This window comes from Paenibacillus sp. OK060 (genome assembly GCF_900101205.1).
In the GTDB taxonomy this organism is placed as follows: Bacteria; Bacillota; Bacilli; order Paenibacillales; family Paenibacillaceae; genus Paenibacillus; species Paenibacillus marchantiae.
Window position 1 is genome coordinate 653281 of record NZ_FNFR01000004.1, and the last position, 20636, is coordinate 673916.

A 20636-nucleotide genomic window follows, 5' to 3' on the forward strand; every position below is an offset into this window, starting at 1 on the left:
CTCAAAATATGAAGAACCTCTGGTTCAGAAGGGAAGTACCTGATGTCCATTCCAACAGCCGTTGTTACGGGAGCCAACTCAGGCATGGGTCTGGCAACCACCATTGAACTTGCAAGGCAAGGGTATCACGTGATTATGGCATGCCGCAGTGAGAAGCGCGGACAGCAGGCACTGGAGGAGGCGCTGCGTCAGTCCGGCTCTACTGCGATTGAACTGATGCTGTGTGACCTGGGGTCACTGGAGAGCATCCGTCATTTTGCCCAATCCTTCCGTGAGCGTTACGACACACTTGACGTTCTCGTTAATAATGCGGGTGTCGTCATGTTGAAGCGTCAGGAAACCTCCGACGGTTTCGAACAAGCCATCGGTATTAACCATCTTGGACATTTCCTGCTTACCTTACTCCTGATCGAACCTTTGAAGTCTGCGAAGCAGGGGCGTATAGTGAATGTTTCGTCTGGTGCCTACAAAGCCGGGAAAATCCATTTCGAAGATCCCCATCTGCACAAAAGTTACAATCCAATCAAAAGTTACGCTCAATCGAAGCTGGCTAACGTGTTGTTCACCCGTGTTCTGGCCCGCAAATTAGCGGATACCCGAATCACGGTCAACTGCCTTCATCCCGGTGCGGTGGGTACAAGTATTGGCGTAGACCGCAATACCGGTTTTGGCACACGCATTATGGCTTTGGTGGGCAAACTACCGTTTTTCCTTTCACCTGAAGAAGGGGCACAAACGGCCATCTATCTCGCCACAAGCCCTGAAGTCGCCGGGGTAACCGGGCGTTACTTTTATCAACAAAAGGACCAGGAACTGAAAGCCCATGCGCTGGATGCGGCAGATGCTGAGCGTTTCTGGACATGGAGTGAAGAGCAAGTTGGACTTAGACCCGAAGAGAAATTGTAACTACTGATTGTTTGAAGCGGCAGATGCGGCTTACTTGTTTCCACATAATTAGAGGCAGCCGTTTTCCGTATTAATGGGCTGCCTCTAACGTTAAGTTCCAGCCGATTCCTGATTGAGCGCTTAGGCTTTGGCCTTCACAGCTTGCTGAATCAGCTCCATAAATGCTTCAATGCGCTGAATGCCTTGATCGCCCTGACCGTATGCACGGACAGAGGCGGATGAGGCATTTTTCTCATTTTCCCCGAGCACGAGCGAGTAAGGCACTTTTTCCATCTGAGCTTCACGGATTTTGTAGCCGAGCTTCTCACTGCGCAAGTCTGTTTCTACCCGAATACCGGCAGCCCGCAGCTGGCTCTGAACTTGAAGCGCATAATCTGCGTAATGATCTGACACTGGCAGCAGCTTCACTTGCACGGGCGCGAGCCAGAGTGGAAACGCACCTGCATAATGTTCAGTCAGGATGCCGATGAAACGATCAATTGAACCATAGATGGCACGGTGGATCACGACAGGACGGTGTTTCAGGCTATCTTCGCCAATATAAGTGAGATCGAACTTCTCGGGCATTTGGAAATCGAGTTGAATTGTTCCACACTGCCAGCTGCGCTTCAGTGCATCGAGAATGTGGAAGTCAATTTTCGGACCATAAAAGGCACCATCACCCTCGTTAATGCGGTATTTCACACTGCGCCGATCGAGTACATTTTGCAATGCGCTTTCCGCTTGATCCCACAGCTCTTCCGATCCCATGGAATCGTCCGGACGAGTGGACAACTCAATGTTGTATTCGAATCCAAAGATGTCGTACATGCGTCCGATCAATGAGATCGCCTGGTTGATCTCTTCCTCGATCTGCTCTGGCATCACATAGAGATGGGCATCATCCTGACAGAAAGTCCGCACCCGCATCATGCCGTTCAGAGCGCCTGAGAATTCATGGCGGTGGACCTGACCGAATTCCATCATACGAATCGGCAGCTCACGATAGGAATGGAGTGTATTTTTAAAAATCAGCATGTGTCCCGGGCAGTTCATTGGTTTCAGGGCAAAAGTGGCATCGTCCACTTCCGAGAAATACATATTGTCCTTGTAATGCTCCCAGTGACCGGATTGCTCCCACAGACGGTTGTTCATCATGAGGGGAGTGCGAACTTCCTGATAGCCTTCCTGTAGTTGCAATTCACGGGAGAATTGCTCCAGTTCTGTACGCACAGTCATGCCTTTGGGCAGATAGAACGGCATACCGGGTGCTTCTTCGGAGAACATGAACAATTCAAGCTCTTTGCCCAGTTTGCGGTGATCCCGTTTTTTCGCTTCTTCCAGCATGTGCAGATGTTCATCCAATTGGGCTTTGCTCGGGAAAGCAGTGCCGTAGATGCGTTGCAGCATTTTATTATCCGAGTTGCCGCGCCAGTATGCACCAGCCACATTCAGCAGTTTGAATGCTTTGATCCGACCAGTGGACGGAAGATGTGGGCCTCGACAGAGGTCGAAAAATTCTCCTTGGTCATAAATCGAAAGCTCAGCGTCCTCTGGTAAATCCTGAATGAGTTCAAGCTTATACGGGTCCTGAATCTCTCCAAAGATGCGAAGTGCGTCCTCCCGGCTAACTACCCGGCGGCTAATCTTTTCATTTTCTTTTATGATTTTGTTCATTTCTTGCTCAATGGCAGCCAAATCACTGATTGATAGAGCATGCTCCAGATCGACATCGTAATAGAATCCATCTTCAATGACAGGTCCGATGCCCAGCTTCACTTGTTCCGCACCGTAGATGCGTTTGAGAGCCTGCGCGAGTACATGAGCTGTGCTGTGTCGGTAACGATACAGACCTTCCGCGCTGTCTAAAGTAACGATGACGAGTTCGCAATCTTGCTCAAGCTCCCAGTCGAGATCGACATTCTTACCATTTACGATTCCGCCGATGGCTTGTTTGCCCAGACTTGTGCTGATGGATGAGGCGACCGCTCCTACAGTGATGCCTGCGTTGTAAGAACGTACAGCTCCGCCTTGCAGGCGAATTTCAATCGGATGCCCGGGTTGCTGTTGATCATTCTTCGATTGGTTGCTGGATTGGCTGTTTTTATTCAGATTACTCATGTGAACCACTCTCCAATATTCAAATTTGAAGCGCAAAAAACACCCGTCCCGGAAAAGGGACGAGTGCGCTCAGCTCGTGGTTCCACCCTAATTTGGTTATGAATGCTCCTGAACACGACCAGCCGCCGCAAGCAAGAACATCATAACCCTCATTGGAATCCGTTATCGGGGATCAGGCGGTGAACTCTACTGACAGCTTTGTCGGGAATTCATGAAGAAGACCGAAAAGCTGAAGTTCGAGGTCACGGCTGCAGAGGGGTAATTCCGGTCCGTTCGCTGAAGAAGGTTTCACCAATCCCTTCTCTCTCTGGGCAGCACGCAAACGGAATCTTGTCTCTGGTCATCGCCAAATATGCAAAATCGATATCGATTGAATTGATCTTAATATCGTTGAAGTCCATATCAATATATTGGAACAGGTGTTATTGAGTGTCGATTATATAGATTGAAAATGAAAAGGTCAAGCGGAATGTTTTTTACCCATGTTCTGATTGTCCATCCCATATTAATCGAATGACAGTACCTTCACCAGAAGTCGATTGCACTTCAATACGACCCTTCATCGCTTCAATTAACCCTTTCGTAACCGCCATGCCAAGGCCTGATCCGACATCGGACGTACCTGTATCGGTCCCTCGGTAATATCGTTCAAACAGCCTCCAGACCAGTTCCGGGTCCATTCCTTGACCGTCATCGGCAAAATGAACACTGAACTCACCTGTCTGCTTACCCGGATGCACACTAACGGTCAGAGTTGACTCCGCTGGATTATGCAGAAGGGCATTAGCGGTCAGATTATCCACAATGCGTTCAAACGAAGGAATATGCACATGGCCGTATACCGAAACTTTCGCAGGGAGGAACACAATACGTCCCACGCCATATACCGGGTTGCGTTCTGCACGCTGGACGAGATCATGCAGTAGCGTATTTACGTCAGTTTCTTCCACGGGTGGCTGGTATCCACCGCTTCGCAATCGGTACGTCATGGCAAGATCATTCACAAGTCGGTCCATATACGTGGATTTGTCCAGCATAATGCCCGCGAATTCCCGCACTTCTTCCGGGGACCAGCTATATTTCTGTGCTTCAAGCATATGGGCGTATCCCTGGATGGAGGATAGCGGTGTCTTGAGATCATGCGTTATTCCAGCGATCCATTCCTCACGCAGAGATTCGGTCTGTTTACGGAGCTCTTCGTCTTGTTTCAATGTTGCGGATAATGCCTGCATGGAGCGAAGCACTTCGGCATACACGTGGTATTTCCGTTTCCATTTGCCATTTCGTCGCTGACTGCGAGGTATGCCGCCAATGCCTTTGGGTTCTTCATAATGTCCTTGTTCCAGTCGTTGGAGCCATTGGAGCATATGCAGCATGGGGGAACCGAAACGATTAGCGTACCATAGGGCCAGCAGAATTAGCAAAATGACAACGGATAGGATCAGCACAATGAGCACAGGGGTCAAAATGAAGTTATAGGGATTTTCTTCCCCTGTAGCAGTTGGATCGACAGGTATACTGAGCATCCAGGTTGTGCCATTCTGTACATCGTAAAAGGTTGCGATTGATACTCCATATCGATTGGGATAACGAATACGCAAAGCCAGTTCCTGTATGTTGTAACTGCTAGGGACGCCCATGGCAGGTTTATTATAAGAAGCCAGCTCTTGACCGTAGGCATCCAAAATTTGCAGATAGGCACCTTTGGAACGGATGGCATCTTCTTGTTTGGGGAGAAGTATAAGCTCTCCATTGGTGTAATGACTGTCCTCACGGGCTTGATCGAGTAAGGATTTGGTCTGATTGCGTTCGCCATACAGCAAGGTGAACATCTCGCCGTTTTTCTCCCGAATCAGCATGACGATCTGGTACGGGAACGGTTTTTTTGCTTCCCAGTATGCGATCAACTCTCCAGGCTTGTATTGCTTCGGAACGTCATCCGGTGTATCAAAATCATCAATGACGTAGCCTTTTTCATCCACAACCTGAAGCCATCCCTGATTTTTCTCGACCTGCTTCAGCAGCCTGGGATCATAGCGGACCGTCCCATCGGGCATGATTTCTGCGGTATTAATCAGTTGGTCAAGACCACTGGTAGCGAAGTCATCCACCAGGCTTACTTCATTTACCTTTTGAACAACCCAATAGGTGGCTGCAGAACCCAACAGGATGATAAGGACTACTGCGCCAGCAAGCATAACGATAAATCGGGTCATTAACCTGCGACGAATACTCATGCGCGTGACACTTGGTTAGGCAAAATGAGTTTGTATCCCAGCCCCCGGACGTTGACGAGAAAGGCAGGGTTAGAGGGATCGGCTTCAATCCGCTCACGGATACGGTGAATATGAACCATAACGGTGTTGTCATCGCTGATGGCTTCCGAACCCCATACGCGTTCATACAATTCCGATTTGGTGAAAATACGATTGGGATGCTTGCAGAAAAAGAGCAGCAGCTGATAGACAAGAGCCGGACAGTTTACCGGCTGTCCTTCAACCTGAAGCTCACCGGCGTGTTCAAATACTTGAAAACGACCAAAATCATATACCCCTTCCTGCACGGCAGGAGATGACGAAGTTACGTCAGAAGAGGGTGGAGACGCCGTTGTAGTCGCCGCCATTTTGGTAGGTAAATAACGTTTCAGCAGTGATTTGATCCGGGCGACCACTTCCAGTGGATTAAAGGGTTTAACGACATAATCATCGCCGCCAACGGCGAATCCGGTTAACTTGTCATAATCCGTTGTTTTGGCGGTCAGAAAAAGAATCGGTGCATCGGTCACCTGCCGCAGGAAGGGACAGATCTCCAGTCCGCTTTTGCCGGGCAGCATGATGTCCAGCACGATGCAGTGATAGGTTTTATTTTCGCAGGCGGTAATCGCCTCTTCTCCAGTGGTAACGGTGTCGATGTCTACAAATTGCTCTTTGAGCAGGACGGTTTTGAGCATATGTAAAATGGCTTGTTCATCATCAACTAGCAGTATGGAGACGTGATCCATGATGTGAAATGACCTCCTAGGGCTTCCTGTTTGTTTATTGCTAATCATACCATCCGAAAGGACTATGTAGTGTGTGAGCTATCTTAACGGAATCTTAATTATGAAGCCATAGCAGACGCCACAGTTTAACTACATGTAAGGATGGGTTAGACGAAGGATAAGATTCATTCTGTACACTTAACTGGAAAGTATAACGAACACAGAAGGGATGTAGAGAATGAACAGTTTAAAAGAAGGATCTAAAATTCGTGCGAATCACTTAAATGGCGGGGAAATTCTTCCGAAATCTGGTTATGCTGCACATGAGAAGTTACAGAGCAAAAAGAGCTGGAAGTTGATTGCCATTACCCTTGGCGCCTGCGTGATGTTGTCTGCCTGCGGTAACAGTAGCTCGATTACATCCGATCAGGCGGAGCAGCAGTCCAAGGAACAGACGACAAATACCAATGAAGCGAGTGAGAGTACCCGTCAGGCAGAGAATTCAGGTACAGAGGTGAGCGCCATCATTACACCCGACAATTTCATTGATACGTTAATGAACGGTTCCAAGGATGCCATTTACAGTCAGATGAGTCCCGAGTTGAAGGAAGCACTAACGCTTGAACAGTTTACAACGTCTGCGGACCAATTTCTTGAGGGCGTAACTTCCTTTGATCTAGTGGTGGATGCCAAAGTGAACGATTTAACTGAGTTCGCCTGGAAGGATCAAACAGGTACCAAAGGCATTCAAGCTTATTTTACCGAAGCCAATCAAATTGAAGGTCTGTTAATCCAACCACTGGAACCCCATGAAGATACGGATCAAACATTCACCAAAACAGAATTTCAATTCCCAATGAAGGGTGAATGGTATGTGTTCTGGGGAGGCAATGATGTGATGTCGAACTATCATTACGAGCATGAAACACAGCGCTATGCGCTAGATATCATTCGCACCAAAGCAGCTTTCAGTTACAACGGAGATGCAAAGGTGAACGAAAACTACTACGCTTTTGGTGAGCCGCTCTATGCAGCTGCGGACGGAACCGTAGTCGATATCAAGAATGATATTCCAGATAATATACCAGGTGTTATGAACCCGGAAGAACCAGCGGGTAATAATGTGCTCATTGACCATGGAAACGGAGAATACAGCATCACCGGGCACATTAAGGAAGGCAGTGTGGCCGTCAAAAAAGGGGATAAAGTCAAGCAGGGAGACCTCATTGGAGAGCTGGGTAACTCAGGTAATTCCAGTGAAGCTCATCTGCACTTCCAGGTATCGGACGGCCCGGATCTATTCACTTCCCGTTCTGTTAACATTCGTTGGGCGGATCAGAGCCAGCAGTTAACCCGGGGTAACACGATTCAAGGGTTGTCTGAGTAAATATGGATTTGAGCTGAATGTTGGGGGATGACGTCGACTTCATTCCTCCGTTATAATACCGTCATAAGATAGAATCGATCTGGATGATGGAGGAGTAGACATGAAGCTGGATAGTGTACAGATTGAGTATGCGAGTCGTGAGGACTTACCAAGGATTGTGGAGATCTATAATTCTACGATTGAGAGCCGAATGGTGACGGCGGATTTGGAGCCGGTGACCGTCGAGCAACGTATTCCGTGGTTTGAGGAGCATTCTTCCGATCATCGCCCACTCTGGGTGATGAGACTTGAGGGACAGGTTGTAGCCTGGGCTAGCCTGGGTTCATTTTATGGACGACCTGCGTACAATGGGACGGTGGAAGTCAGTGTGTATGTGGATCAGCAGTGCCGGGGAATTGGGGCTGGCGGACGTTTGCTGAACACCATTTTTGACGCTTGTCCTGCGCTTGGAATCAAGACGATTCTGGGATTTGTGTTTGGACATAATGAACCGAGTCTGGGGTTATTACGCAAGCATGGCTTTGAACAGTGGGGCTATTACCCTGAAGTGGCTGTGCTGGATGGTGTCAACCGGGATTTGGCGATTTTGGGCAAAAAAATATAGCATGTTTCAAAATAAATGAAAACCTCCAGATCCACAATGCGTGGATTGGAGGTTATTTTTGCTTACATCGAGTAAATATGGGATGACTTAGGTGTGCGACACGCCAAGCCTTTGTTTAATATCCTGAATCTGTGCCAGATGACGCTCTTCATGATAGCTTGCAAAATCGACCCACTGAGCCAGATCCATCTCACCGAAAACCGGGTGAAGAAAGGACTTGCTTCGCAGCAGTTCAGCCTCATGATCTTGTGCGACATGCATCAACGCTTGATGGGAGTCTTCCAGGTCGTGGCGTACATTCGCCAGCGTTTCTGGTTCCGCAGGAGGCTGGAGATGAGACGGGGCGTTGACAGAGCGGCTGCGATCCAGCGTAAGCTCATATGGTTTTTTGTCTACAGAAACGGTCTGTTCCTTCATTAGCGCGGTGCGGGCTTGCTTCACAATGATGTTTTCCATCAAATTCAGGTGACGGAGAACTTGCATAATACTCCAGTGGTCAGGTGTGGGTTGGAGGTTCAATTGCTCTTCATTGAGTCCAGAGACGGCTTCCCAGATTTGGCTCCGAATGTCGTCATTACGAGTGAACATCGTGCGATCCTCTCCTTTAAATGAGTTCTATGATGTCAGCTTGTGTAAGTGCAGTGCCTAAAATGTGGATGCTTAATACACATCATAGAGGATATGAAAGGTGAATGCGAAGATGTGTTTGAATTACTTTGTTAGTTGAAGTTTTGTGCATGAGAATGAAGCTTTTTTTATAAATGGGTCATATGAAATCATGCCATCGCCAAAAAAGGATTGACGCTAAGTAGTGCTGGACTCTATAATCGATAACAAGTAACTTGATATGTAAGGAGTCCTGACATGATATGTTAGTAATTGACGAGGTGTATCACCATACAGCATTGCAAATATCATCGTCCGATTTATTGTACCTTATCCAACAGCTCAAGGTCAAAAAAGAAAATGAGATCGAAACGCTTAAACATAAAATTGAACAATTCGAACAAAAAAAACGTGCGGAAGAAGTGGCTTATCAATCCTTGTCGACTGTACGCAAATGGTTCGCAGGCCGCCCTGCATCCCATCACCAGGCGGTGGAATATATGGTCCAGGTGAAGGAGCGTTTTCGCAAAATGGAACAAATCCGGCGGCGGATACGAGAACTGGACCGCATTGCTGAACGAATCAAGCATCCGGACAGCATCGAACGGGATGAAATCGAGCTTACGCCCGAAACGATCCGGGAGATTAGACAGCTTAGGGAAACGGAGGATGTATAAGCATGACTTTGGAGACGTTAAGCTCCGGGATGGATACGGTCTGGGTCGTACTGAGTGCAGCCATGATTTTGTTGATGGAGGGCGGATTTGCGCTGCTGGAGGCTGGCTTTGTACGTTATAAAAATAGCGTAAATATTATTATGAAGGTTTTCGCTGACATTACGATTGGAACGTTGCTTTTCTATGGCATCGGATTTGGCTTGATGTATGGCTCTGATGCCGGAGGTTTTGTAGGCATAACCGGATTTTTCCTCAATGGAGACTTGTCTCACCTGGATGTACCCGTTTCATTGGAAACATTCTGGCTGTTCCAGGCCGCATTTACCATTGCTGTTATTTCCATCGTATCGGGGGCTGTTGCTGAGCGGATTAACTTTCGTGCCTATCTGCTGTACATCATATTGATGACGGCCATTATTTATCCGATTGGTGGACACTGGGCATGGGGCGGCGGTTGGCTCAGCAAGCTGGGGATGCAGGATTTCGCCGGTTCCGCAGTCATTCACGCGTTGGGGGGGTTCTCTGCACTGGCTGCAGCGATTATTATTGGGCCGCGTAAAGGCAAATACACACCGCTTGGCGTGAGTGCCATTGCGCTTCCGAGCAATCTGCCGCTGGCATCTGTAGGTGCATTTCTGCTGTGGTTCGGCTGGTTTGGCTTCAATGCAGGAAGTACGCTCAGTGCGACTGATGTAAGGATCGGTCACATTGCCATCGTTACGATGTTATCTGCTGCTTCGGGCGGTGCGGCTACACTGCTCTACACCTTGTTCCGATTCAATCGTTCAGACGCACCATCGGTCATTAATGGCTCGCTGGCCGGTCTGGTCGGTATTACGGCGGGGTGTGCTTTTGTCGGTGATGTAGCTGCGATATTCATCGGGGCGGTATCTGGATTACTCATGATGGCTGCAACGAATTGGCTGGACCGCAGGCAGATTGATGACCCAGTGGGTGCGTTCCCTGTTCATGCTGTATCCGGAATGTGGGGAACGATTGCCGTGGGTTTGTTTGCAACCGATGGTGGCTTGTTCATGGGAGGTGGCTGGAGGCTGCTGGGTGTTCAGGCGCTCGGCCTCACGGCTTTGGTCGTCTGGGGATTTGTCATGACCTGGATTGGTCTGAAACTGATTGGCAAGATCGTTCCTGTCCGTTCCACGGAAGAAGAGGAAGATTTGGGTCTGGATATTAGTTATCATGGTGTAATGGCTGCACACCAGTCCCATGAATTTTTGGATGGCGAGGAGCATATTCGTGCTTTCCAGAATGATTCACCGAATCGGGATCGTTAAGAATGAACCGACTGGATAATAAGGAAGCAGACTGACACCGGATGTCAGTCTCTTTTTTTGCAAGAAGCAGGGAAAGAAGACTCAGCGGAAGAATATACAGGTGTGAACCTGAATATGTCTCACCATAGATGTATTGTCAGAAGGGGAGGATCTGTATGATTAAACCTGAACAATGTGAACGTCTGACCAGAAAAGCCCGGAAAACTCTTGAGGAGTATGGATTGGGTAATGCTGCCGATCTGCTGTTATCTTCAAGCCGTTGGGGAATTCGCCTTGATGTATCGACAATCGATGAGTATCGCAGAACAGGAAATTCACGTGTAGGTGGAAATCCGGATCTGCCGAGCAACATGAAATGGCCTTTGACACAGGACGGGGTGCCCATGACGTTCCTGGCCCAGTTGAATCTCGTGGATTTGACGCCATATACGCCTAATGATGGGCGCGGGAGTTTGCCCGAACGGGGCATGTTATACTTCTTCATTGGTGTGGATGAACCGGCTTATCATATTGAGCATCGTGTGATTTACGAGCCGGACGCTCATAACCTGATAAGGCGAGAGCCTGATGGCGAAACCGCGCTGGGTAAGGACGATTTTGTAGCACATTCGGTAACAGTGCTGCCTAATCTCGAGTTTCCTACATATGCATACATTGATTCTCTGGCTCTGAATGCAATCGCCGCCCCGCTGTCTGGTGGAACGGTAGCTGTCGAAGGGGAGGAAGGTCTATATGACCGATACCTGGAATTTGAGTCCAGCTGGAATCATCCGAGTACGCAGAACTGGGGTGGCATGTTTGGATACCCTGACGGTCAGCATCCGGATGCCGAACACCAGGCGCTGTTACAGATCGTACTTGGTGAAGAGTATACTTATGACGAGCAGGCGTGTGAGAGGAAGCTGACTGAACATTATGGCGGGGATGAGAAACGGACACAACAAGAGCTTGCGGATACCTTGCTTCTATTAAAAATTGATACGCATGACGCTATCGGTTTTCAATGGTGGGATTGTGGGGAGTTGCAATTTTTCGTTCGTAAGGCTGACTTGTTCGCAGGACGATTCGATCAAACGTATTGTTCGTTATATTCAAGTTGAGTTCATGTTTGTTATCATCGGAGCAACAAAATGTCCCAAATTCCGTCTATATGGGGGAGGAGGGACTTTTTTTTGTTCATTATTGTTGGTTTTCGATCAAAGCTGGTTTATATATAAAGGGGGAATTTATGGTTGATTAGCGATCATACGTTCTATATAATGGGATAAAAAGGGAGTGTTTCTGTTGATTCAGTCTGCATTTAAACATATTGATGTGGCAGTGACATCATTAATCCATTTATGTGACCAACTGTCGGAGCAAGACTTGGCTTTGACTCCGATTGAGGGCAAACGGCCGGTCGGAGAATTGCTTTCTCATCTATCCGTCATTTGTCGTGCAGATGTACATATTTCGGAGGGAGCTTCCGAAGAAGAAATGGCTTTGTTTTACGAGGAAAATCAGCCGAATTCACTGAGTGAGATCAAAGAAGCGCTGATTGCGAATCAGATGTACCTCTATCATCGATATAGACAGTTTAATACAGAGGAATTATTACAGGTGACTGACTCCTATTGGGGAGCTTCGTACAGTCGTCTGGAGTGGCTGCTTGAGATCATGGGACATGTGTATCACCACAGGGGTCAATTGCATACGATGCTGACACTGACTGGTATAGAGCCCAAAGTAGCGTTGTTTGAATAGATAGATCCAGGTCCATAATGTGAGGTTCTGCCTAAATATAGAGCAAGATTTAATAGAATACATAGAACATGTTATCCGGAACAAGCAACGGTTAAGCAAGGATTAGATCGACGATACTATATGTTAATAATAGAGATTGCGAAATGGAAGAAAACAATACTACTGATGAGAGAGAGAGGAACCTATTCAGAAGCTGCATCGGGTTTCCATAATCGTTTCCATTATGGAGGGTACTCAGTTTACCGGAAATCCAACGTTTTTGCTTCTTTCCGAGGGCGATGATTTTCGCAGATTCATTTCCTAGTGGTATACTTTGATCAAGCAATGATTCAAGGAATGGAAAGGAATAATGCCGTGGCACAGCCAGCAACCATTCTGCTTGTGGATGATGAGCAGGATATTATTAAACTGATGGAGATTTATTTTGGCAATGAAGGATACCGGGTTCTGACAGCCAGTGATGGGATCGAGGCGCTTGAGCAATTGAAGAAAGAGCCAATTGATCTGATCATTCTGGATGTCATGATGCCGAATATGGACGGAATTGAAGCATGTATGAAAATTAGGGAAGAGCAGAAAATGCCGATCATTATGCTGTCCGCCAAAAGCATGGATATGGATAAAATCACAGGGCTGAGCATCGGTGCTGATGATTATGTGACCAAGCCGTTTAACCCGCTTGAACTTGTGGCACGGGCAAAGTCACAGCTTCGCAGGTACCATACCTTCAATGAGGGCCGGGAAAGCAAGGAGCATGAGTGGGTGATTGACGATCTGGTCATCAACACCGATACGCATGAGGTCTGGGTGGATGAGCAGCCTGTTCGCTTGACTCCCCGTGAATTTGCCGTTCTGGAGCTGCTGGCACGCCATCAAGGCTCTGTGCTGAGTATGGAGCAGATCTACAGGCAGGTCTGGAAAGAGGAGTTTATGGAGTCCAACAACACTGTCATGGTGCATATCCGTAAGATTCGTGAGAAAATCGAACTCGACAGCAAACATCCCAAGTTCATACAGACGGTATGGGGTGTTGGTTATAAGATGATCAAACCACAATAAGCACGTGCGTCTATGAGGTTAATTGGATACAGAGCGTGAGCAAGGAGTTCCGAAATGAATTCAAAATTAATTAACACAGTCCGGTGGAAATTTATCTACGCATTTCTGCTGAGTGGCATTTTGACGGCGGCTATTTTGTATGGGGGCAGCAAAGTTGTACACTCCATTCTGGCGGCTCAGACCTATCCTAATTATTCGATCCCTGCAAGGGGCATCAGGTGGCTGGTGAACCATATTGGGTCGGTGCCATTAATGATTATGGTTGGCATACTTGGCTTTGTGCTGTTCTTTTTCCTGTTCACGCGCAGGGTGATGCTGGTTCTGGACGAGATTACGGCGGGAATTCAGGAAGTTGCCAAAGGGGAGCTGTCTCATCGGATCGAAGTGAAGACATCGGATGAATTTGGCGTTGCGGCTGCCAGTGTTAATCAGATGGCTGAACAATTGCAGCTGTCATTGCAGGAGGAGCGCAGCGCAGTTGCTGCCAAAAATGAATTGATTACAGGCATTTCTCATGATTTGAGGACGCCGCTGACCTCCATTCTCGGATTTTTGGAATACATAGAGAAGGATCGGTACCAGGATGAAATTGAGATGCGCTATTACGTGAGTATTGCGTACGAGAAATCCTTAACATTGAGGAAGCTGATCGACGATTTGTTCGAATATACCCGTGTCAGTGGTGGTAGCTTACCCTTGTCATTGACTTCCTTGAACCTGAATCCATTCCTGATGCAGCTTGCGGAGGAGTTCGCTCCGATGCTGGAAGAAGCGGGCATGACATACAAGATCATTGGTGGACAAGAACCTTTATGGATTCAGGCCGCTCCTGGCGAGCTTGTTCGTGCGTATGAGAACTTGTTCAGTAACGCGATCCGTTATGGGGCACAGGGTAAAGTGATGGAGATTGCGTTGTCTCTTGAAGGTGAAGAAGCTGTGGTGCGCATTAGCAATTATGGTGAACCCATTCCGGCGCAGGATTTGCCGCACTTATTCGATCGATTCTACCGGGTGGACAAATCCCGCTCTCGCGACACAGGCGGCACCGGACTGGGGCTGGCTATTGCCAAATCCATGATTGAATTACATCGCGGGAGTATCACTGCATACAGTGAACAGGGCCGGACCGATTTTGTTACGCGTTTTCCGGTGACTGCTCCTCCGATGAACAGAGATACAGAGGAACGGTAACCTGGCAGAATCCTCTTCTTATATAAGAGAGTTTGCTTGATTCAGCATCTATGCTAGATGCTGAATTAAGAAAATGATAAGAAGTTACCCACTTCCTCCTTAAGAAATATTCGGTATTCTTAACCTCAATCGTACACATGAACTGCAAAATTGAGGAGGATACCGAATATGAGATTATTATTACGTACAGTCAGATTGAGCTACATATATATTTCCGGAGCAAGCGCGTTACTTAGCGTAGCGCTCCTATTTGTCGTTTATCACATGTTACGTTTTGCCCACCATCATATCCTATCGGAGACAACAGGAATAACTCGCATTATGTACTGGGTGATAAACCATATCGGTACAACGCCATTGGTTATATTCATCGGTGGGGGTATGTTTGCGTTGTTTTTTTGGATTCGATCCCAGAAGATTACAGATGACCTCAAGGTGATTGGTCGTGGAACTCATGAACTGGCCAATGGCCGAATTCCAGCACAGATTGAAGTGTTAAACGGAGGAGAGCTGCGACAGATTGCCGCGGATCTGAATGACATTGCGATACGTATACAATCGGAGCGCTTGAACAGTTCAGACCAAGAGTGGACAGATCGAGAGCCGAGAGACGAAGAATGGTTCAGTTCTAGTATGTATATGTATGGCAATGAAAGTAGCCGGCAACAAATGGCGTCAGAAAGTGAGAGAAGCCATAAGCAACGTATTCAAGAAGAATTGGTTGGATCACAATCTGGTCGCATAAGTGCCGACCTGCCGATTAAACTGACTCTCTACGGTGTTCGTTCTTCGCTGGATACGATCATGGAAGGATGCTGCCGGGATGAAGCGGAGGTTCAGCACTGGGTCAGGTTGGCGTATGAACAGACGTTAAGGCTGGAGCTTGCCCTGGATTCTATGGAAATGAAGCCGCAGGAACAATCAGGCTCCAATCCACTTGTATTTAGGGAGCCTGAATGTTGAGATCCAGCATAAGGCGCGGTATCTATCACATATTTGATGCCTCTGTAGTCATCGTTATTTTGCTAGCGGTCGGCTACATCTATATTGTTACTTACGGCGAAGGTGTACTTCGCAATCATCCTGAGGCCATTTCGGTGGCCTCTTCCACCATCATTACCAATGCGGATGGAACAGAAATTTCGAGATTACAAGTACAAACCAAGGGATATGCGGAGTATGCCGATTTGATGGATATGCCCGATCTGTTAAAGCAGGCGTTTCTGGCTACAGAAGATCGACGTTTCTATAATCATGATGGACTGGATTTTATCGGGATTGGCAGGGCGGTTGTGCAGGATGTTTTACATATGAACCTGAGTCAGGGAGGCAGCTCGATTACACAGCAACTAGCCAGAAATCTGTACTTGAACGGAGATAAAACGCTGGTTCGCAAGGTGAATGAAATGTCGATTGCCATGGCGATGGAAAAGAGATTTAGCAAGGATGAGCTATTAGAGCTGTATTTGAATCATATTTATATGGGACGCCAGCAATACGGGGTTAAAGCCGCGGCATGGCGCTACTTCGGGATTAAGGATCTACGACAGCTGGAGATCTGGCAAATGGCTACGCTGGCCGGAATCCCGAAGGGACCTTCCATATACAATCCGGTGGATCGGGAAGACCTGTCCAAAGAGAGGCGTTCTGTGGTTCTTGTACTCATGCATGAGCAAGGAATCATTACCAAGAAACAGATGGAGGAAGCGCGAAGTGTGGACTATACCCCGCCTAATTTAACATCTGCATCGGCTCCAGGATCAACAGTGCCTGCCTATGTGTCTGCCTTGGATGCGGTAATCGAGGAGGCTTCCCGACTCACAGGCAAGAGTGGAGCAGAGATTGAATCCGCAGGCTGGACCATTCGTACGGGATTGGATGATCAAGCGCAGCTGGCGATGGAGCAAGCATTCCGTGAATCTTCACGGTTCACCGATGATCGTGAGGATGAGCAAGTGCAGGCGAGTATGGTCATACTGGACCAGCATAACGGTGAAGTCAAAGCGATGATGGGCGGGCGTGACCCTGTAAAAGGAGGCATTAACCGGGCAACCACGGATGCAAGGCAACCAGGCTCTGCATTTAAGCCTATTATTGCATACGGACCTGCATTGGAATCAGGTCGGTTTAAGCCAGAAAGCATGCTGCCTGATCAACGCATGAAATATGGGAGTTATCAACCAAGCAACTTGGGTGGGCGTTACAGAGGTACAGTTACGATGTCGCAAGCCATTGAAAATTCCATCAATGCTCCGGCCGTATGGCTGCTGCATGAGACAGGACTGGGACGCGCACATCAATTTGCAGGTCGATTGGGCATTGAACTGGGCAGGGAGGATCTCAATCTGTCGATCGCTTTGGGTGGTTTGCATGAAGGGGTGTCTCCACTGAAAATGGCTCAGGCATATTCCGTGTTTGCTAATAACGGCAAGTTCAATACGGCACATCTGATTCGTGAAATTACGGATTCACGCGGCCGGACAATCTATGCTTTTAAGCCAGAGAACAAACAGGTGATCTCCAACAGTACGGCAACGGCCATGACCGGCATGCTCCAAGATGTGGTCAGTCAAGGAACAGGTAGCCGGGCACAGCTGAGTCAGCATAAGGTAGCGGGGAAGACAGGAACAACGCAGGCTGCATTACCTGGTGTAAGCAAGGAGGCTAACAGGGATCTTTGGTTTGTAGGATATACGAGCAAGTTGACGGCTGCAGTCTGGATGGGATTTGATCGTACGGATGCAGAGCATTATATGAGATCCGGAAGTGGTGTTGCGGCGGATTTATTTGCATCGGTTATGAAGCGTGTTTTGCCATAAAAGAGAATGGTTTACCGTACACCAATGGACAAGGATTGTCCAACAGACATGGGGAGTTCTTTTTTATGGATTGTACAGTTATCACACAAATGGATACAAGGATGAAAACAAAACACTGCAAAATTTGATGATAACGGCTCAACATTGGTTGGAAATATAGAAGACCCGTGAAGGACAGCGTTTACCCTGTCTCCAACAGGCCTTTATCGTTTTAGTTTAGTGATAATATATTCTTCTGCTGTGTTAGGATTTTGCTCGCAATGATTCAGGTATACGACGAATCATCTGGTTCAACACCTCGGACAATACAAGTCCGATCGCGATGGCACCGGATAACATGAGTGCTTTGGCAGCCATCTCCATGGCTGCACCGTAATCATTTTGCACAAAATTACGCATCGCATTGTAAGCCAGTCCACCGGGGACGAGCGGAATGATACCTGCCACGCTAAAGATAATGACGGGCGCGCGAAACATGCGGGAGAACAGCTGGCTGATGACACCTACCGCGATGGTCGCTGCCAGGGTAGCAGGAACAGCATCCGCAGCATATTCGAGCACAATATAGATGATCCAGCCGATCATGCCGACAAATCCACCGTGAAGCAGCATGCGCCGAGGAGCGTTGAAAATAATACCGAATGCGGCCGAGGCAACAAAGCTGGTCAGGGCCTGTTCAATAAAATGAAGCATTACCTGCAACTCCTCCATCTTACGTAAAAAGTGAAAAAACAACAGCAATGCCGGTACCGATCGCAAAAGCCGTCAGAAACGCCTCGGCTCCCTTGGATAACCCGGACACAAGATGCCCGGCCATCAGGTCACGCACAGCATTGGTAATCAGCAGTCCCGGTACCAGGGGCATGACTGAGCCAATAATGATTTTGTCCCGTTCATGACCCGCGCCCATATACACAAGCAAAAAGGCGAGCAGACCGATGACAAATGAAGCTGTCAGCTCGGCAAAAAATTTCACGAGTACCAGCCGATGGAAGGCAATGACCGCTGCATAGCCAATACCACCGCAGAGTACCGCAGGGAGAAAGTCGACCCAGCCTCCACCAAACATAATGGTAAAGCACCCACTGGATAATGCCGCCGCCGTAAGCCGCACAACTGCAGAATAGGAGGAGGGCTGTCCCTCAATTTGTTGTAACAATGCATAGGCATCCTCAACGGACAATTCACCTTGTCCAATACGCCGGGAAACGGCATTCACTTCGGATACCTTGTGCAAATCTGTGGTTCGTTCAGAGATCCGTATCAGCTTGGCAGGCTCGGTTGCATCAACCGAGAAGAAGATACCTGTGGGCACAACATAACTGTGCGAATGGGGAAGGCCCAGCGCGGCAGCCATGCGTTTCATCGTATCTTCCACACGATAGGTCTCACCGCCGCTTTGCAGCATGATTTTGCCTGCCAATAGACAGATTGCAATCACGCGGGATTGTTCAGTATGATTTGTCCCAACCAGCTCCGTCTCAGACTGAGGCACGGGTGGAGGATCATGAGGGATATATTCCAACCGGATCAAGCTCCGTTCATATGAGATAAGGCTTGGTGCCGACACCATTGTATCATATTTCACACGTTAGCAAGGAAACATACCGCACGAACTAAAGGAAGTCATTCAGGTTGCAGAGATTAATGCATACATTCACACCAAATTGATAACCCGATAACTCCTAAAACCCAAAAAGGCTTCGCTCCCGCGGCCTGATGGTCAAAGGGAGTGAAGCTTCTTGGGTTAGGCTCAATCGAGACAAAAAACAACTACATCAACAGGGTAATGACCAACAGCTCATACAGCACGAGTGGCAGAATGGTTGGTCCAAACAAGGCACGTGGCTCAGGATATCCATGCATCGGCGTAACCTGGAGATACAGTATTCCTCGATCTGCGCTGATAATGACACCTTCCCATACCTGACCATCGATATTCTGGACTTGCACATTCTTGCCTACATGCTGCCGGGCTGTATGATGAAGCATATTCCGCACACTTTGCACGGATTGGAGCATTGGTTGATTGGCTTGGTATACGACCCGTGCGGATGGTGTGGATGTGGATTCAGACATGATGCACAACCCTTCCTCAAAATAATTTCTTACTTCAAGGTATGCATCTGCCTACAAAAGGTGATCACACAAATGCCATCTCAAGTCTTCCATGCCCATTCTCATAAGCCACATTGCCCAGTGCGCCATTCACAAAAGTTAACTGTGGCGGGATGTGGCCAAGATCCACATCATACAGTACGGGAACATCCATATCTCCGAGAGCCGAAGACAGGGCATCGATGAAGTTGAAATCTCCTGTATCGGAATAACCAGCAGGTCGGCCGAACATGAAGCCTTTTACGCCTGCAAACCAGCCTGCCTGTCTCATCTGCCACAGATGACGGTAGATATCACCCGCATTCATCTCACAGCTTTCCAGATACCAGATCGTTCCTTCTTCTGCACAATACTGATCAAGATACGCTTCAACTGGTGCGTAAGGTGTGCCAATCAGACAGGTGATCGTATCCATGCAGCCGCCGATCAACCGACCTGAGAATGTAACTTGCGAGTCTGCTCCTTCGGACTGCCCTAGCTGTTTCCAGTGAGAAGGAGTATCCAGATTGAACGTCGACAACTCCGGTTTCCATTCCGATTGATAGTGAGTGGAGGAAGACTGAGTGATCTGGCCTCCCTGGCCTGTCTGTAATACATCAATCCAGCGGGCGGTCACCGGATCGAGATCGTTGGACCTTAGATCCACGTAGTTCGTACCATGTGCCGAAGCCGTTCCGGTGATCAGGGTGTATGCGAATAAAAAGGTGCTGATATCTGAATATCCCATAACCCATTTGGGAGGCAACGTTTTCAAAGCTTCCCAATCCAGCAGGGGCAGGATATCCATAAGGAATTCTCCACCCCACGGAGGGATAATAGCCTGAATCTCAGGGTCACGGAAAAATGCATTGATCTCGGCAGCGCGATCTTCCTTGGAGGAACTTACACATTTGGCGTTATGCCGTAGAAATGGGCTCTCCTGAACACTAAAACCAAGGCGCTCCATGTTGTGCCTGCTCTCTTCAAGGTAATGATGCAAGGATTCACTTACACCGCTGGATGGTGCAGCCACGCCAATGGTATTTCCCGAAGCGAGTGGTTGCGGGTAACGGATAGAACGGTTATTCATTTTGGAAACACCCTTTCTTGTGAACATATCGATTTAATTCTAGATGGTTGATATTTTCATTATAGTACATGGCTACTTCATGTGG

Annotated in this window: 19 protein-coding genes; 11 read left to right on the forward strand and 8 right to left on the reverse strand. The window is 48.0% G+C overall.

The annotated features are described in order from the left end of the window. The first annotated feature begins 42 nt into the window (after positions 1–42). Positions 43–906, forward strand: a complete 864-nt coding sequence (locus tag BLS14_RS18160) for an SDR family oxidoreductase (protein ID WP_076291763.1) — start codon at positions 43–45, stop codon at positions 904–906. A gap of 120 nt (positions 907–1026) precedes the next feature. Here the strand turns inward: BLS14_RS18160 and thrS are convergent, their stop codons facing one another. The 3 genes from thrS to BLS14_RS18175 form a co-directional block, all read right to left on the reverse strand. Beyond that, positions 1027–3006: a threonine--tRNA ligase gene (thrS, locus tag BLS14_RS18165; RefSeq protein WP_256336553.1), complete on the reverse strand. Its 1980-nt coding sequence runs from the start codon at positions 3004–3006 to the stop codon at positions 1027–1029. Between the two features lie 476 nt (positions 3007–3482). Next, on the reverse strand, positions 3483–5243 hold the full coding sequence (locus BLS14_RS18170) for a sensor histidine kinase (RefSeq protein ID WP_090953240.1): 1761 nt from the start codon (positions 5241–5243) through the stop codon (positions 3483–3485). Further along, entirely contained in the window at positions 5240–6007 is a 768-nt protein-coding gene (locus BLS14_RS18175; protein ID WP_090953242.1) for a response regulator transcription factor, read from the reverse strand. The genes BLS14_RS18170 and BLS14_RS18175 overlap by 4 nt, the downstream gene beginning before the upstream one ends. Before the next feature lie 217 nt (positions 6008–6224). On the opposite strand from BLS14_RS18175, the gene BLS14_RS18180 reads away from it, so the two are divergent. Continuing rightward, a complete protein-coding gene (locus BLS14_RS18180) occupies positions 6225–7373 on the forward strand; it encodes a M23 family metallopeptidase (RefSeq protein WP_256336554.1) in 1149 nt (382 codons plus the stop codon). A 100-nt stretch (positions 7374–7473) separates the two neighbouring features. Then, positions 7474–7977, forward strand: coding sequence for a GNAT family N-acetyltransferase (locus BLS14_RS18185; RefSeq protein ID WP_063564362.1), 504 nt, complete (start codon positions 7474–7476; stop codon positions 7975–7977). Positions 7978–8064: 87 nt separating this feature from the next. Here the strand turns inward: BLS14_RS18185 and BLS14_RS18190 are convergent, their stop codons facing one another. After that, the gene (locus BLS14_RS18190; protein ID WP_090953243.1) at positions 8065–8565 is read right to left on the reverse strand and encodes a DinB family protein; all 501 of its coding nucleotides are present in this window, start codon (positions 8563–8565) and stop codon (positions 8065–8067) included. Positions 8566–8846: 281 nt separating this feature from the next. Between BLS14_RS18190 and BLS14_RS18195 the strand changes: the two genes are divergently transcribed. The 8 genes from BLS14_RS18195 to BLS14_RS18230 all read left to right on the forward strand — a co-directional run bounded on the left by BLS14_RS18195 (position 8847) and on the right by BLS14_RS18230 (position 17364). Then, positions 8847–9260, forward strand: a complete 414-nt coding sequence (locus BLS14_RS18195; protein WP_063564360.1) for a hypothetical protein — start codon at positions 8847–8849, stop codon at positions 9258–9260. 2 nt (positions 9261–9262) lie between these two features. Beyond that, a complete protein-coding gene (locus BLS14_RS18200; protein WP_090953245.1) occupies positions 9263–10552 on the forward strand; it encodes an ammonium transporter in 1290 nt (429 codons plus the stop codon). Positions 10553–10707: 155 nt separating this feature from the next. Beyond that, positions 10708–11652: a DUF1963 domain-containing protein gene (locus BLS14_RS18205; protein ID WP_072734245.1), complete on the forward strand. Its 945-nt coding sequence runs from the start codon at positions 10708–10710 to the stop codon at positions 11650–11652. A gap of 175 nt (positions 11653–11827) precedes the next feature. Continuing rightward, the gene (locus tag BLS14_RS18210) at positions 11828–12295 is read left to right on the forward strand and encodes a DinB family protein (protein ID WP_256336556.1); all 468 of its coding nucleotides are present in this window, start codon (positions 11828–11830) and stop codon (positions 12293–12295) included. Between the two features lie 336 nt (positions 12296–12631). Then, positions 12632–13354, forward strand: coding sequence for a response regulator transcription factor (locus tag BLS14_RS18215; protein WP_063564620.1), 723 nt, complete (start codon positions 12632–12634; stop codon positions 13352–13354). Positions 13355–13408: 54 nt separating this feature from the next. Next, the gene (locus tag BLS14_RS18220; protein ID WP_090953247.1) at positions 13409–14545 is read left to right on the forward strand and encodes a sensor histidine kinase; all 1137 of its coding nucleotides are present in this window, start codon (positions 13409–13411) and stop codon (positions 14543–14545) included. A 168-nt stretch (positions 14546–14713) separates the two neighbouring features. After that, positions 14714–15508 (forward strand): HAMP domain-containing protein, encoded by a 795-nt coding sequence (locus tag BLS14_RS18225; RefSeq protein ID WP_090953249.1) that lies wholly within the window; start codon positions 14714–14716, stop codon positions 15506–15508. Then, positions 15502–17364: a transglycosylase domain-containing protein gene (locus BLS14_RS18230; RefSeq protein WP_090953251.1), complete on the forward strand. Its 1863-nt coding sequence runs from the start codon at positions 15502–15504 to the stop codon at positions 17362–17364. Before BLS14_RS18225 ends, BLS14_RS18230 begins: the two co-directional genes overlap by 7 nt. Before the next feature lie 243 nt (positions 17365–17607). On the opposite strand, the gene BLS14_RS18235 is transcribed toward BLS14_RS18230, so the two are convergent. From BLS14_RS18235 to BLS14_RS18250, 4 genes are all read right to left on the reverse strand, one after another. Beyond that, a complete protein-coding gene (locus tag BLS14_RS18235; RefSeq protein ID WP_063564353.1) occupies positions 17608–18057 on the reverse strand; it encodes a threonine/serine exporter family protein in 450 nt (149 codons plus the stop codon). 19 nt (positions 18058–18076) lie between these two features. Further along, entirely contained in the window at positions 18077–18772 is a 696-nt protein-coding gene (locus tag BLS14_RS18240; RefSeq protein WP_231952780.1) for a threonine/serine exporter family protein, read from the reverse strand. 365 nt (positions 18773–19137) lie between these two features. Beyond that, a complete protein-coding gene (locus BLS14_RS18245; RefSeq protein WP_063564352.1) occupies positions 19138–19443 on the reverse strand; it encodes a hypothetical protein in 306 nt (101 codons plus the stop codon). A gap of 64 nt (positions 19444–19507) precedes the next feature. Next, positions 19508–20551, reverse strand: coding sequence for a S66 family peptidase (locus tag BLS14_RS18250; protein WP_072734240.1), 1044 nt, complete (start codon positions 20549–20551; stop codon positions 19508–19510). Between the last annotated feature and the right edge of the window lie 85 nt (positions 20552–20636).

Bases quoted from the DNA above. Each gene is read 5' to 3' on its own strand.
- BLS14_RS18205 (WP_072734245.1), top strand. From the start codon at position 10,708: ATGATTAAACCTGAACAATGTGAACGTCTGACCAGAAAAGCCCGGAAA.
- BLS14_RS18220 (WP_090953247.1), top strand. From the start codon at position 13,409: ATGAATTCAAAATTAATTAACACAGTCCGGTGGAAATTTATCTACGCA.
- BLS14_RS18200 (WP_090953245.1), top strand. From the start codon at position 9,263: ATGACTTTGGAGACGTTAAGCTCCGGGATGGATACGGTCTGGGTCGTA.
- BLS14_RS18235 (WP_063564353.1), bottom strand. From the start codon at position 18,057: ATGCTTCATTTTATTGAACAGGCCCTGACCAGCTTTGTTGCCTCGGCC.
- BLS14_RS18245 (WP_063564352.1), bottom strand. From the start codon at position 19,443: ATGTCTGAATCCACATCCACACCATCCGCACGGGTCGTATACCAAGCC.
- BLS14_RS18225 (WP_090953249.1), top strand. From the start codon at position 14,714: ATGAGATTATTATTACGTACAGTCAGATTGAGCTACATATATATTTCC.
- BLS14_RS18170 (WP_090953240.1), bottom strand. From the start codon at position 5,243: ATGAGTATTCGTCGCAGGTTAATGACCCGATTTATCGTTATGCTTGCT.
- BLS14_RS18250 (WP_072734240.1), bottom strand. From the start codon at position 20,551: ATGAATAACCGTTCTATCCGTTACCCGCAACCACTCGCTTCGGGAAAT.
- BLS14_RS18160 (WP_076291763.1), top strand. From the start codon at position 43: ATGTCCATTCCAACAGCCGTTGTTACGGGAGCCAACTCAGGCATGGGT.
- BLS14_RS18185 (WP_063564362.1), top strand. From the start codon at position 7,474: ATGAAGCTGGATAGTGTACAGATTGAGTATGCGAGTCGTGAGGACTTA.
- BLS14_RS18175 (WP_090953242.1), bottom strand. From the start codon at position 6,007: ATGGATCACGTCTCCATACTGCTAGTTGATGATGAACAAGCCATTTTA.
- BLS14_RS18230 (WP_090953251.1), top strand. From the start codon at position 15,502: ATGTTGAGATCCAGCATAAGGCGCGGTATCTATCACATATTTGATGCC.
- BLS14_RS18215 (WP_063564620.1), top strand. From the start codon at position 12,632: ATGGAAAGGAATAATGCCGTGGCACAGCCAGCAACCATTCTGCTTGTG.
- BLS14_RS18180 (WP_256336554.1), top strand. From the start codon at position 6,225: ATGAACAGTTTAAAAGAAGGATCTAAAATTCGTGCGAATCACTTAAAT.
- thrS (WP_256336553.1), bottom strand. From the start codon at position 3,006: ATGAGTAATCTGAATAAAAACAGCCAATCCAGCAACCAATCGAAGAAT.
- BLS14_RS18190 (WP_090953243.1), bottom strand. From the start codon at position 8,565: ATGTTCACTCGTAATGACGACATTCGGAGCCAAATCTGGGAAGCCGTC.
- BLS14_RS18240 (WP_231952780.1), bottom strand. From the start codon at position 18,772: ATGCTGCAAAGCGGCGGTGAGACCTATCGTGTGGAAGATACGATGAAA.
- BLS14_RS18195 (WP_063564360.1), top strand. From the start codon at position 8,847: ATGTTAGTAATTGACGAGGTGTATCACCATACAGCATTGCAAATATCA.